This window comes from Streptomyces sp. NPDC059695 (genome assembly GCF_042733785.1).
Lineage (GTDB): Bacteria > Actinomycetota > Actinomycetes > Streptomycetales > Streptomycetaceae > Streptomyces.
In genome coordinates, this window is record NZ_JBHWFF010000001.1 from 70,613 (window position 1) to 83,372 (window position 12,760).

General features: G+C 72.6%; 10 protein-coding genes and 2 pseudogenes. 8 read left to right on the top strand and 4 right to left on the bottom strand.

Translation table 11 applies throughout. From position 1 onward, the window contains the following. The first annotated feature begins 93 nt into the window (after nt 1–93). From ACFV2S_RS00315 to ACFV2S_RS00335, 5 genes and pseudogenes are all read left to right on the top strand, one after another. On the top strand, nt 94–567 hold the full coding sequence (locus ACFV2S_RS00315) for a hypothetical protein (RefSeq protein WP_385552580.1): 474 nt from the start codon (nt 94–96) through the stop codon (nt 565–567). A gap of 280 nt (nt 568–847) precedes the next feature. Continuing rightward, nucleotides 848–2,740 (top strand): ATP-binding cassette domain-containing protein, encoded by a 1,893-nt coding sequence (locus ACFV2S_RS00320; protein WP_385552583.1) that lies wholly within the window; start codon nt 848–850, stop codon nt 2,738–2,740. Between the two features lie 53 nt (nt 2,741–2,793). Beyond that, nucleotides 2,794–3,774 (top strand): annotated as a pseudogene (locus ACFV2S_RS00325) (NUDIX domain-containing protein); the annotation flags it as partial. Between the two features lie 160 nt (nt 3,775–3,934). Continuing rightward, complete coding sequence (locus ACFV2S_RS00330; RefSeq protein WP_385553542.1) at nt 3,935–4,309, top strand: NUDIX domain-containing protein; 375 nt, start codon at nt 3,935–3,937, stop codon at nt 4,307–4,309. 77 nt (nt 4,310–4,386) lie between these two features. Then, nucleotides 4,387–5,079 (top strand): annotated as a pseudogene (locus ACFV2S_RS00335) (class I SAM-dependent methyltransferase); the annotation flags it as partial. A gap of 158 nt (nt 5,080–5,237) precedes the next feature. On the opposite strand, the gene ACFV2S_RS00340 reads toward ACFV2S_RS00335, so the two are convergent. Together ACFV2S_RS00340 and ACFV2S_RS00345 are read right to left on the bottom strand one after the other, a co-directional pair. Further along, nucleotides 5,238–6,803, bottom strand: a complete 1,566-nt coding sequence (locus ACFV2S_RS00340) for an MDR family MFS transporter (protein WP_385553544.1) — start codon at nt 6,801–6,803, stop codon at nt 5,238–5,240. A 164-nt stretch (nt 6,804–6,967) separates the two neighbouring features. After that, nucleotides 6,968–7,678 (bottom strand): TetR family transcriptional regulator, encoded by a 711-nt coding sequence (locus tag ACFV2S_RS00345; RefSeq protein WP_385552586.1) that lies wholly within the window; start codon nt 7,676–7,678, stop codon nt 6,968–6,970. 62 nt (nt 7,679–7,740) lie between these two features. Here ACFV2S_RS00345 and ACFV2S_RS00350 point away from each other — a divergent pair, with 62 nt between their 5' ends. Beyond that, the gene (locus ACFV2S_RS00350) at nt 7,741–8,439 is read left to right on the top strand and encodes a nucleotidyltransferase domain-containing protein (RefSeq protein WP_385552589.1); all 699 of its coding nucleotides are present in this window, start codon (nt 7,741–7,743) and stop codon (nt 8,437–8,439) included. A gap of 205 nt (nt 8,440–8,644) precedes the next feature. Here ACFV2S_RS00350 and ACFV2S_RS00355 read toward each other — a convergent pair whose 3' ends face one another. Further along, a complete protein-coding gene (locus ACFV2S_RS00355; RefSeq protein WP_385552592.1) occupies nt 8,645–8,977 on the bottom strand; it encodes a hypothetical protein in 333 nt (110 codons plus the stop codon). A 157-nt stretch (nt 8,978–9,134) separates the two neighbouring features. Here ACFV2S_RS00355 and ACFV2S_RS00360 point away from each other — a divergent pair, with 157 nt between their 5' ends. Beyond that, the gene (locus ACFV2S_RS00360; RefSeq protein ID WP_385552595.1) at nt 9,135–9,545 is read left to right on the top strand and encodes a cytidine deaminase family protein; all 411 of its coding nucleotides are present in this window, start codon (nt 9,135–9,137) and stop codon (nt 9,543–9,545) included. A gap of 97 nt (nt 9,546–9,642) precedes the next feature. Here ACFV2S_RS00360 and ACFV2S_RS00365 read toward each other — a convergent pair whose 3' ends face one another. Further along, the gene (locus ACFV2S_RS00365; protein WP_385552598.1) at nt 9,643–10,629 is read right to left on the bottom strand and encodes an aldo/keto reductase; all 987 of its coding nucleotides are present in this window, start codon (nt 10,627–10,629) and stop codon (nt 9,643–9,645) included. Nucleotides 10,630–10,899: 270 nt separating this feature from the next. On the opposite strand from ACFV2S_RS00365, the gene ACFV2S_RS00370 reads away from it, so the two are divergent. Next, complete coding sequence (locus tag ACFV2S_RS00370) at nt 10,900–12,645, top strand: hypothetical protein (RefSeq protein WP_385552601.1); 1,746 nt, start codon at nt 10,900–10,902, stop codon at nt 12,643–12,645. Nucleotides 12,646–12,760: the final 115 nt, after the last annotated feature.

Here is a 12,760-nt window from a genome sequence, read left to right on the forward strand (position 1 = left end):
GACGTCACCGCGTGGGTGAGGCGAACACCTGAACCGTGCTCGTGCGAGGATCTCGCGGAGTGCCCGTCAGGGCTTGTGGCACAGGGGGGGACCATGGGGGCACGACGGGTGGCGGCCGCGGCATGCGCCCTGTTCCTGGGTGCGGGCGCAGTCGCGTGGTGGCAGCTCCGGGACCCCGCTCCGTACGCCCTGCGCGAGTCCCCCGCGGTGATCGTCACCGTCCGTGCCGCCGCGTCGGACCACCCCGACGCGGCGGAGGTCGCCGAAGAGACGGACCTCCTCATCAGGGCCTCCGTGCAGCGCCTCGCCGCCGGCGACGCCGCCGGCCTGGCCGACCTCGGCGCCCCCTGGTTCACCGGCCGGCGCGAGGCCGCTGAAGCCCTCGTCGCCGAGTACCGGGACGTCGCGGATCAGCCGGTCACGGCGACGGTCGCCGATCCGGTCGTGCCCGATCTCGCCGCCGTCGACCTCCGCTTCACCGGCGGCGAGCGGCAGACGCTGTACCTGTCGCGCGCCGACGGTGTGTGGTGGCTCGAGCTCGGTGAGGGCGACCCCGTCGCACCCTGAGCGACTCTGACGACCCGTCTCCGACCACCCGCCCCTCGGTCCGTCCGCCGCGTCGGAGGGGGCGACGGGGCGGGCCCGGGTCCGCGCGGGCCACCACCGGCGTTTCGGCCAACACCGCTTCCTTCGAACCCTGTTGCCGGAGGCGGGTCGATGCATCCCCCATGCTCCGCCACGCGCGGAATCCCGGGGTTCCGAGGCCGACCGAAACACATGTGTTCGATATCCCGACGGTCTCGTTGAACCTGACGACCACGCCGGACCACTGCCAGGAGGACCCCCCTTGAACTCGGCCGCCTCCCGTCCACAGCAGACCGCCGCCGCTCCCCCGCCGCCCCCGCCCGCGGAGATCACGTACAGCGGCCAGTACTCCGTCAATCCGCTCGCCGAGGTCTCCTTCCGGCGGATGTGCCGGCAGCTCCCGGCCGTCCTGGGCCGGATCGCCCGGTTGTCGTGGCGGACCGACCGGCGGGCCGTGCAGCTGCTGCTCGTCTGCCAGGCGGTCACGGGGCTTTCGGCCGCCGTGCTGCTGACGGCCACCGCGCGCACCATGCAGCCCGTCCTGGGCGACGGCTCCGCCGGTGACAGGCTGCGCGGAGCCGTCCCGGCGCTGCTCGTGGTCGCGTTCGCCGCCGGGCTGGGGCGCGGCGCGGCGGCGGTGGCCGCGTACGCGGAGCGGCGGATCACCCCACGTCTGACGACGGAGACCGACAGCGCCCTGGTCGAGGCGGTGTGCCGGGTCGAGGCGTCCGCGTACGCGGAGGACGGGTTCTCGGACCGGCACGAGGCGGCCGAGATGGGGGTGATCCGCACCCATGTGATGGTCAGCGACGCACAGAGGTTCCTGTCCTCGCTGATCCGTATGGTCACCGCGGGCGGCGTGCTGTCGGTGCTGAACCCGATGATGCTGCCGCTGCTCCTGCTCGCCGTGCTGCCGGCCGGTGTCGGCGCCGTTCTGGCCGCTCGAGTCGACTACGAGATCCACTACGCCAACGTGGCGGACCGCAACGTCAGGGGGATGATGCGCTGGTGGGCGACCACCTCCAAGTACGGCGACGAGGTCCGCGCCAACTCGATGACCGACTACCTCGTCTTCTGGTATCGCGCCCTGTCCGACCGGTGCGACCGCCGCACCCTGGCCGCCGCCCCGCGCACGCTGCGGATCGCCCTGCTGTCCGCGCTCGCGGGCGGGGTCTTCCTCGTCGCGACCTGGGGCGCCCTGGCCTGGCTCGCGGTGACCGGACGCATCGCGCTCGCGGTCGCCGCGACGGCCGTCATCGCCGTCCAGACGACGCTCGCCGCGCTGTCCCAGGTCGTCACGTACGGTGCCGCGCTCTTCCACACCAGCCTGTACCTGAGCGACATGCAGTCCTTCCTCGACGACGCCGCCGCCCGTGCGCCGCGCCGCGGGCCCCGCGTCCACGCCGCGCCGCTGGAGGAGATCCGGCTCGACGAGGTCGTCTACCAGTACCCGGGCAAGGACAAGCCCGCGGTCGACGGTGTCTCCCTCGCCCTGCGGCGCGGCCAGATCCTCGCGATCGTCGGCGCGAACGGATCCGGAAAGTCCACGCTCACCCGACTGCTGACGGGCATCTACCTGGCCGACAAGGGAAAGGTCACGTGGAACGGCACGGACCTCGCCGAGGTGGACCCCGCCACGGTGTGGACCGACACCGGTCTGGTGCCGCAGATCTTCGCCCAGTGGCCGCTGCGCGTCCGCGAGAACATCACCCTCGGCCAGCCCCGTACCCACGACGACGTCCCGGTATGGGAGGCCGTCGACGCGGTGGGGCTCCGCGAGGCCGTCGAGGACCTGCCCGCGGGTCTCGACACCCTCCTGTCGCGCGACGTCTTCGGCGGCACGGAGCTCTCCGGCGGCCAGTGGCAGCGCATCGCGTGCTCGCGGGCCCTGTACCGGCGCCCCGGGCTGTTGATCCTCGACGAACCCACCTCCCAGATGGACCCGCGCGGTGAACACCAGATCTTCGAGCGGATCAAGTCCATCGCGGGCGACCGCATCACGATCGTGGTCACCCACCGCCTGGAGAACACCCGGATCGCGGACCACATCGTGGTGATGGAGCACGGCCGGATCACCGAGCAGGGCCGGTACGACGACCTCGTCCACGGCGGCGGAACCTTCGCCGAGCTGCTGGAACTCTCCCAGGACCGCTGATCGCCCCCGCCCCACCCGTCCTCCTGCGGGTGGGGCGACACCGAGGAGGAACCATGCTCCAGTCCCCCGCCACCGCCGATGACCACGCTTCCCCCGCGCCGGCCGCCGCTGCCACGTCCGACGGGACGCCGGGCGCCGGCACGCGCCCGTCCCGCGACCACCTGCGCTCCACCGTCGCGGAGTACCTGGCCCGGCACCCCGCCGAGCGCGAGGCGCTCTCCGGACTCCTCGCCGCGCTCGACGCGGAGGAGGACCCGACGCGCCGTGACACGCTGCCCGGCCACATCACGTGCTCCGGTGTCGTCGTCGACGCCGACGGGCGGATCCTGCACGTCGAGCACCGGGCCTCCGGGCTGCTGCTCACTCCCGGCGGCCACGTCGAGTCCGGGGACGCCACCCTCCTGGCGGCCGCCCTGCGGGAGATCGCCGAGGAGACCGGCATCCCTCCCTCCCACCTCGTCCTCGCACCGGAGTTCGGGCACGCGCCGATCGACGTCGACGTCCACCGGATCGAGGCCGACGCGCGGGAGGGAGAGAGCCCGCACGAGCACTACGACTTCCGCTTCGTGTTCCGTGTGGCGGCGGCCGGCGGCCCCCGGCTCCTCCTCCAGGACGAGGAGGTCTCGGGAGCCGTCTGGCTGCCGCAGGACGAGGTCGGGTCGCCGACCCTGCGCGCGAAGCTCCGCGACGCCGCCCTGGAGCACGCGATCATGCCGGTGAACGCGGGCGCCGTGATCCACGACGGCCAGGGCCGGTACCTGCTGCACCTGAGGGACGTGAAGCCCGGGATCTGGGCTCCGGGATGCTGGGACCTGCTCGGCGGGGGCCGGGAACCGGAGGACGCGACCCTGCGCGACACGGTCGTCCGTGAGCTGCGCGAAGAGGCCGGTCTGGAGATCCCCGGCCTCCGGCCGTACGAGGTCGGCCACACGACCGGCACCGACGGAACCCTCGTCCCCGTGCAGCTGTTCACCGGCGAGTGGACCGGTGACCCCGGCACGCTGTCGTTGACCGAGGGCCAGCTCCTCGCCTGGCGGAGCCCTGAGCAGCTGCCGTACCTGACCATGCTCCCGTCCACCCGGGAGCTGCTCGAACGGCACGCGGCCCCTGGTCGCGGGAGCGCCCCCTGGCACCGAACTCCACATCGTCGGCGTCCATCTGGTCCTCGAACAGGGCGGGAAGGTCCTGCTCGGCCTGCGCCATCCGGACTCGGCGTACGCGGGCGGGTTGTGGCACGTCCTCGCAGGTCACTGCGAGTACGAGGCGGCGACGGCATGCCTGGTGCGCGAGGCCCACGAGGAGGCGGGGCTGGTCATCGGGCAGGACGCCCTCTCCCTCGTCCACACGGTGCACGCGGTCGACCGCCCCGGTGGCCGGCCCAGGATCCAGCTCTTCTTCCGCGCGCACTCCTGGGAGGGCACACCCGAGCTGCGGGAACCGGACAAGACCGTCGCCTGGCGGTACGCGGACGTCGACGGCCTCCCGGACGCGATCGTCCCCTACACCCGCGCGGCGCTCGAAGGCATCCGGGCCGGCCGGCCCTACACGGAGACGGGGTGGTCCCGTTGACCGGCTTCTCCGCCGTCGGCGCCGCCTATGCCGAGCATTCCGGCAGCGCCCGCGGCCGGCTGCGCCACGACCTAGTGGAGCGCCGCCTGCGCGCCGAACTGCCCGCGTCACCCGTACGGATCCTGGACGTGGGCTGCGGGAACGGTGAGATGACGATCCGGCTCGCCGCCGCGGGACACCGGGTGACCGGCGTCGACCCGGACCCCCGCATGCTCGCGCTCACGGCAGGCCGGCTCGTGGCGCTGCCGGAACTCCGCGAGCGCGTGGAGCTGGTCGAGGCAGGCATCGACAGCCTCGCCCCCGGCCGTGGGGCATTCGACGGAGTCTGCTGCCACGGGGTGCTGATGTACCTGGACGACCCCGGGGAGGCGGTCGCCCGGCTGGCCGGACACGTGGCGCCCGGCGGCCTGCTGAGCATCCTCACGAAGAACCGCCGGGCCATCGGGATGCGCGAGGCCCTGTCCGGTGACGCCGCGGGCGCGCACCGGCTCATCGCCTCGGGAGCGGACGGCAGTCCCGGCAACCTCGGTCTGGAGACCCGCGGCGACACCGCCGAGGCGCTCGACGGGCTCGCGGCCGGGCACGGGCTCGCTCCGCTGCCCTGGCAGGGCGTACGGATCTTCCACGACCACCTCGACGCCTCATGGGCTCCGGGGAGGGCCGCGTACGACGCCGCGCTCGCCCTCGAATGGACGGCCTCCCGGCGCAGCCCGTACCGGGACGTCGGCCGCCTCGTACACACCTTGGCCCGCAGGCCTGGGCGCCCGTGAACTCCTCGACCGGGAGCCCGCCCTGACCGTGGAGCAGGGCGTCGCCGACTCGCCGGCCCGGTACGCCCGGCGCGACGCCGTCCGCTCCGAGGCGGTCGGAGAAGGCCTCCCCCACCCCTGAGGGCGGGAGAGGCCTTGTCCGTGCGGGGCCGGATCGGTCAGCCGGTGCCGACCGGCTGCGCCGGGGCGTCGGTCGCGGCGCCGTCCGCCTCGTCGGCGAGCCGCTGCAGACCGCTGGTGGTCTTCAGCGGCTTCTCCTTGACGAAGACGACGCAGAGGAGCGCGAGCAGCGCGAACGGGGTCGCGACGAGGAAGATCTCGCCCGTGGCGACGCCGTACGCGTGCTCCACGATCGCGCGGATCGGGGCGGGGAGGGTCGCCATGTCCGGCATGGCGCCGTGTCCGGCCCCGCCTGCGCCGGCGGGGACTCCGGCGTCGGTGAGGCCCTTGGTGATCTCCGAGGCCACGCGGTTGGCCAGGATGGCACCGAGCACGCTGGTGCCGATGGTGCCGCCGAGGCTCCGGAAGAAGGAGAGGACGGAGGTGGCGGCGCCCAGTTCGGTGGCCGCCACGTCGTTCTGCGCGGCCAGGACCAGGTTCTGCATCAGCATGCCGACGCCGATGCCCATGACGGCCATGTAGACGCTGATCAGCCCGAAGCTCGTGTCGGAGCCGATCGTGGAGAGAAGACCGAGACCGGCCGTCATCGTGGCGCCGCCGGCCACCAGGTAGGCCTTCCACCGGCCGGTCTTGCTGATGATCTGCCCGGCGACGGTGGAGGAGAGCAGGAGTCCCATGATCATGGGCAGGCTCATGAGGCCGGCGACCGTCGGGGACTTGCCCAGGGAGATCTGGAAGTACTGCGACAGGAAGACGGTGCCGCCGAACATCGCGAGTCCGACGAAGAGGCTGGCGACGGTGGTGAGCGCCACGGTGCGGTTGCGGAAGATGCCGAGCGGGATGATCGGCTCGGCGACCCTGGACTCGACGAACACCGCCGCGACGAGCAGCACCAGTCCGCCGCCGGTCAGGGCCGCGGTCTGCCAGGAGGCCCACTCGAAGCTGTTGCCGGCGAGCGAGACCCAGATGAGCAGCGCGCAGACTCCGGCGACGATCAGGAACGCGCCGAGGTAGTCGATCTTCGCCTCGCGGCGGGTCGTGGGCAGCTTCAGCGTCCGCTGGAGCAGCACGATGGCGAGCAGGGCGAACGGGACGCCGATGAAGAAGCACCAGCGCCAGCCCAGCCAGGAGGTGTCCACCAGGACGCCTCCGATGAGCGGTCCGGCGACGGTGCCGACGGCGAAGACGGCACCGAAGATGCCGGCGTACTTGCCGAGCCTGCGCGGCGGGATGATCGCCGCCATCACGACCTGCGCGAGGGCGGTCAGACCGCCGGCGCCGATGCCCTGGGCGACACGGCTGAAGATCAGCAGCCCGACTTCGTGGGAGAACCCGGCGAGGAGGGAGCCGACCACGAACAGGCCTAGGGAGATCTGGAGGAGCAGCTTCTGGTTGTAGAGGTCGGCCAGCTTGCCCCAGAGCGGCACCGTCGCCGTCATGGCGAGCAGCTCGGCGGTGACGACCCAGGTGTACGAGGACTGGCTCGCCCCGAGGTCGGCGATGATCCGGGGCAGCGCGTTGGCGACCACGGTGCTGGCCAGGATGGAGACGAACATGCCTGCCATCAGGCCGGACATGGCTTGGAGTATCTGGCGGTCGGACATGGAGGCGGCCGGTGGCGCGTCGACCGGCGCCGCTGGTGAATTCACAGCATCTCTCTCGGTGTGCGTGGTTCGCCGGACCGCCCGCGTCGTCGTACGCGCGGCCGGCGGCGGCGCTCCCCAGGGGGGAGGCGTTCATGGTGGGCGGGTGGGACGGGGGCCGCGGGTCAGCGTCCGTCGGACGGGGCGGGTGCGTCGGCCCGAGGGGGTGGCGCAGGGAGGCCCGCGGCGAGGTGCTCGAACGTCTCCCGGAAGACGTCCGCGAAGGCGGCCTCGTCCTGCCGGACGGACCAGTGCTCGACGGCGATGCGGACGGCCGTCGTACCGACGGCGGCGAGCAGGCGGGGGTACAGCCCGAGGGCTCGCCTGCGCTCCTGGTCCTCCCCGGCGGCGAGCGGGGGACGGTCCTCGGCGAAGAGCGGCGAGCCGGCGCCGATGCGCTCGGCGAGCGTCTCGGCCAGTTCGACCTCGTCCGCCAGGTGGGCGCCGATCGTGCGCGCGAGCAACTGGGGTGTCCGGCGCAGGACTTCGGCATGCAGCTGCCACAGCTCGCGCTGCTGCTCGATCTCCCCGAGCTCGGCCGCGAGGGCCTCGCGGAGGACCTCCAGGGGGGAGAGCTCGACGGGTGCGGCGAGGACGGCGCGCCGGACCCGGTCGCTGGAGTCCGCGCCGATCATGACGAAGACCTCGTCGCGGGAGTCGAAGTAGTTGAAGAACGTACGCGTGGAGACGCCCGCCGTCGCGCTGATGGCGTCGACGGTGACGTTCTCGACGCCGTGCTCGGCCGCGAGACGCACCGCCGCCTCCACCAACGCGGCACGGGTGGCCCGCTTCTTGCGCTCTCTGAGCCCGCCCGACGCAGGGACTGCCTCTGCCATACATGCATGGTACGCAAAAATGCACGGTCTGCAAAAATCTGCGCCACGCGTACGTTGCGCTCATGAACGACCCCGTGCTCACCGCCCGCGCACTGCTGCGGGAACGATTCCCCGCTGCCCGTGCCGCCTTCCTCGCCGGCAGCGTGCTGACCGGGCACCGGACGCCGAAGTCCGATCTGGATGTGGTGGTTCTCCTCTCCGGGCCTCCCGCGCCCTACCGGGAGAACCTGGTGTACCGGGACTGGCCCGTGGAGCTCTTCGTACAGACCGAGGACTCCTGGCACGGCTTCGCCGACCGGGAGACCGCGCAGCGGAGATCGCCCCTGCTCGCCATGTGCGCCACGGGCACGCTCCTGGTGGACACGGACGGGCTGGGGGCCGCCCTGCGGGACGAGGCGCGCACGCGTTGGGCCGCGGGGCCTCCGCCGCTCTCCGACCACGAGCGTGACCATCGGCGGTACATCCTGAGCGACCTGCTCGACGACCTGCTGGGCTGTACGGACCCGGCGGAGCGGCTGTACCTCGTCTCGCACATCCTGGAGCGCGCCTCGGAGTTGGTCCTGCTGGTCGGCGGGCACTGGCTCGGCGCGGGCAAGTGGCTGTCACGACGGCTGGCCGCAGCCGACCCGTCCGCGCACCGCGCGTTGTCCGCCGCCGCCCCGCAGGCGGTCGCCGGTGACGCGAGGGCCTTCGCCACGGCCGTCACGGCGGTGCTGGACACGGCCGGCGGCCCGCTGTGGGACGGGTACGCCATCCGGTGACCGGCCCCTCACCGGCGCCCCGCACCCGGGACACGACCCGCCCACTCGGCGGCCGGGACACCGTCGGACCGTGAGGCGTGGCACTGGGCGATGCAGGCGATCCACGGCGACGGGTACGTGGTGGACCGCCCCGAACCGGTCCCTCCCCCGATCGCGTACCGAGCCCTCGACCGAGGACCGTCCCGCCCGTGATCTTCGAGTCGCGTCAGGTCTCGCCCTGCTCGAACGCGATGCGGCAGCGTTCCACCTGGTCGGCCACCTGCTCCATGTACCAGCGCATGACCTCGTAGGGCACGACGCGCTCCCCGGGGCTCCAGACGCGGACGGTCGGCTGCAGGTCCGGGTCCTCGTCCGGGACGAGCGTCACCAGGAAGGCGGCGCCGGGCAGATGGGACACCGCGGCGTCGGGATCCTCGGCCCCGTCGGCCGCCGCGGGCACGGCCTCGCTCAGTTCCACGGCCCAGGCATCGTCGGGCAGGGCGTAGTGGAACAGGACGGCGAAGTGGCGTCCCGCGTGTTCCTTGAGTTCCCACGGCATGGCGGAAGGCTGCCACAGATGCCGTGCCGGACGCTCGTGGATACTCGCCTGCGTGAGGGCGGTTCCGGCCGCCCTCGTTCACGGGCCGCACCGGGCTCGCCCGCGTACCCGCGTCGCTCGGGTCGACGGCGTCCGGCACCTGACGAAGGCAGAGAAGATGACCACGCAGCACCCCGTCGACCACGACCTCGTCCAGGCCGCAGCGCACGTCGCCCGCACCCGCTGCCGGGGCGACAACCACACCATGGCGGCCGCGGCCCGCGCCCGGGACGGCCGGATCGTCACCGCGGTGAACGCGTACCACTTCACGGGAGGACCCTGCGCCGAGCTGGTCCTCATCGGCACGGCAGCCGCCCAGGGGGCCTACGACCTGGACACGATCGTCGCCGTGGGCGACCGCGACCGGGGAGTCGTTCCTCCGTGCGGCCGGTGCCGGCAGGTCCTTCTGGACTACTTCCCCGACCTCAAGGTCATCGTCGGCGAGGGCGACCGCGTCCGGACCGTCCTCGTCACCGACCTGCTGCCCGAGAGCTACGTGTGGGCCGATCACCAGCTCGACACGGACTGAACTCCACCGAGAGCGGCGCCTGCCGACACCGTGGGCCAGGACGAGCGGGGGGACCCCGGCCGTCCGGGTCCGGAGTCCGTGACCGCGGCGTGACGGCTCAGTTGCCGACGAACGTCAGGCTGGTGGCGTCGTAGCGGGTGCCCGCGATCCGCTCCGGCGGGGCGGCGGCCTCGATGGCGGCGAGGTCCTCGGCCGTCAGCTCCACGGTCAGCGCCGCGAGGTTCTCCTCCAGGTTCCGCTGCCGCCGGGTGCCGGGGATCGGCACCACGTCGTCGCCCCGGTGCTGCACCCACGCCAGGGCCAGCTGGCCGGTCGTGACCCCCTTCGCCTCGGCGAGCTCGTTCAGCCGGGCGACGATCGCGAGGTTCCGTTCGAGGTTGCCGTCGGCGAAGCGGGGCTGACCGCGCCGCACGTCGGTCTCGGCCATCCCCTCGACCGAGGCGTACCGTCCCGTCAGGAAGCCCCGGCCGAGCGGGGAGAACGGGACCAGGCCGATGCCGAGTTCACGGCAGACCGGAGCGATCTCGGCCTCCAGGTCACGGGTCCACAGCGACCACTCGCTCTGGAGCGCGGCGATCGGATGCACCGCGTGCGCCCGGCGGATCGTCCGCGCCCCGGCTTCGGACAGGCCGAGATGGCGGACCTTCCCGGCCTGTACGAGTTCGGCCATCGCCCCGACGGTCTCCTCGATCGGCACCTGGGGGTCGACCCGGTGCTGGTAGTAGAGGTCGATGTGGTCGACCCCGAGACGGCGCAGCGACGCCTCGCACGCCTCCCGCACATAGGCGGCGTCGCCGCGGATCCGGGTGGGCTCTCCCAGACGGTTGGCGTAGCCGAACTTCGTGGCCAGCACCACCTCGTCGCGGCGACCGGCGACGGCCCGTCCGACGAGTTCCTCGTTGTGTCCGGCGCCGTAGAAGTCCGCGGTGTCGAGGAGCGTCACCCCGAGGTCGAGGGCGCGGTGCAGGGTCGCGATCGACTGCTCGTCGTCCGAGGCTCCGTAGCCGTGGCTCATCCCCATGCACCCCAGGCCCTGCGCGGAGACCACGAGGTCGCCCAGCTGCCGGGTGGAAACGTCGGTCATGATGCTGCCTCCTGCGTTCGGATCCATCACCCAGGACGCTAGGCAGTGGAGTGCACTCGAAGTCAACCGGGCATCGCCGGGGCTCCGGTTTCACCGCGTACATCCCCCTGGATTCTGCGCACTTGCCTGTTTCGGCCATGAGCGATCAGGTTCGCGCCGAATATGTCGGATCGGGACTCCCGGGCCGTCGGGCGCGACGAATCTGGAGGAAGACGGGACAGCGCCCGTGGGGGGCGAGCGCCCGCACAGCTGAAACAGGAGGTTCCAACCGTGGCTTCTCTTGTTTACGACATCCTCACCGACCCCGCTCCGCTCCAGGCGTCGGAGTCCGGCCAGGAGTCCCGGGGAGCGGTCTACATCGTCGTCTCCAATCCGAATCTGAACGGCGAGGTGGACTGGCGCTCCATCGAGGTCCGCGTGCCCTTCGGGGGCAAGGCCGGTGATCTGACGTCCGATCCGGAGGCGGTCAAGGCCCGGATCTCGCAGAACAGCGCGACGGAGCCGGGCAAGGACCCGACCGTGGAATGGGACGGCAAGAACGGCCTCCTCACCGTGACCGCCCAGCCCAACTCCCTCTTCAGAGAGGCCGGTTCGCTCGTCCTGGTGCTGGACGACTTCCCGGTCTCCGCCGAACCGGGGCTGGTCCTGCTCCAGGTGACCGAGCGGGCCGCCGACGGCGCCAAGGTCCAGAGGAACCCCGTGACCCTGAGCCTGCTGAAGCGGCTGCCCAGGATCCCGCGCAACTTCCGCCCCAGGGAGTCCCTGGTGGCCGCGGGCGGGGACGTGGTCCTCCAGTGGGACGGGCCCGACACGCTGGCGTACACGATCCAGGGCCCGGACGGCCTCACGGAAGCCGTCTCGCAGCGGACGGGGACCGGATGGCAGTGGTCGCCGACTCCGGGCGAGGAGCCGAAGCGGGACGCCACCTACACCCTGGTGGCGACCTCCCGGACCCCGCACCAGGAGCCCGGCTACTTCCTCACCACCACCGTCCACCTCCGCCGGCCGGAGTTCGACGGCGTCACCGCCGTCCACGGGGTGCGCACCCCGTGGGTGGAGGGCACCACGGACAAGGGTCGGGTCACCTTCACCTCGCAGGGCGTGCAGGTCCACGACGACTCCCACGCGCCCGGTGCCGTCTCGGCCGCGAAGGCCGAGGTGGACACGGTGAGCACCACGTGGGTGCGGGGCCGCGCCGACGGCGCCGGGTGGATCGAGCTCCGGCCGGGCGGCATCGAGGTCGGCCGGGGCGAGGGAAGCGGTCTGGGGACCGTCACGGCCGACAAGATCAGTGCGAACGCCGTGAACACCACGTGGGTGGGCGACCACGACGGCGGCAGGGGATGGATCGAGTTCCCGCAGTCCGGAGTGAACGTCCGCAGGGACGGACAGGCGGAATGGGGAACCGTCGCCGCCGACAGGGCCGACCTGAACGGCGTCAACACCAAGTGGGTGCAGGGCCGGGACGGCAGCGCCGGCTGGATCGAGTTCCCGCCCGCCGGCGTGAACGTGTTCCAGGGTGCCGGGAACCGCCAGTGGGGAACCGTCGCCGCCGGCACGGCGGACCTCGACGACCTGGTCACCCACCGGGCCCGGGTGAAGGAGCGCCTCACCCTCCAGGGCGGTCTGACCGTCGACAACGTCCTGGAGACCCAGGACGGACCCCCTCGGCTCGTCGTCCACGGCCGGCTCGACGCCGAGGGCGAGGTGAACGCCGCCGGAAAGGTCGGCGTCGGCGGCGACCTGTCCGTCAGCGGCGACGTCCACCCCCTGCGGAACCTGGACGTCGGCGGTCTGGTGACGGCGAACGACCTGACGGTCAGGGACAAGCTGACCACGGACCACGACCGGTTCGCGCTGGTCGTCCACGGCGAGTCCCTGTTCCTGGGGAAGGTGAACGCCAACCGGCTCCTGTCCGTCCGGACCGGCGAGGCATGGGTCATGCACGTCAACGAGGACATGGTGGCGATCCAGGGCAACCTGCGGGTCCACGGGGCGTTCCGCTCCGACAGCTGAGCGTCCTCGGCGACGGGCGCCCCCGCGCGGGCCCCCCCCCCCCGGGCCCGCCCGCCGGGGGGGGGGGCCCCGCGGGGGGGGCCGGCGCGGGGGCGGCCCCGCGGGGGGGCGGCAC

Excerpts from the sequence above, each read along its gene's own strand:
- ACFV2S_RS00365 (WP_385552598.1), bottom strand. The coding sequence starts at position 10,629 with ATGACCGACGTTTCCACCCGGCAGCTGGGCGACCTCGTGGTCTCCGCG.
- ACFV2S_RS00315 (WP_385552580.1), top strand. The coding sequence starts at position 94 with ATGGGGGCACGACGGGTGGCGGCCGCGGCATGCGCCCTGTTCCTGGGT.
- ACFV2S_RS00360 (WP_385552595.1), top strand. The coding sequence starts at position 9,135 with ATGACCACGCAGCACCCCGTCGACCACGACCTCGTCCAGGCCGCAGCG.
- ACFV2S_RS00350 (WP_385552589.1), top strand. The coding sequence starts at position 7,741 with ATGAACGACCCCGTGCTCACCGCCCGCGCACTGCTGCGGGAACGATTC.
- ACFV2S_RS00340 (WP_385553544.1), bottom strand. The coding sequence starts at position 6,803 with ATGTCCGACCGCCAGATACTCCAAGCCATGTCCGGCCTGATGGCAGGC.
- ACFV2S_RS00345 (WP_385552586.1), bottom strand. The coding sequence starts at position 7,678 with ATGGCAGAGGCAGTCCCTGCGTCGGGCGGGCTCAGAGAGCGCAAGAAG.
- ACFV2S_RS00355 (WP_385552592.1), bottom strand. The coding sequence starts at position 8,977 with ATGCCGTGGGAACTCAAGGAACACGCGGGACGCCACTTCGCCGTCCTG.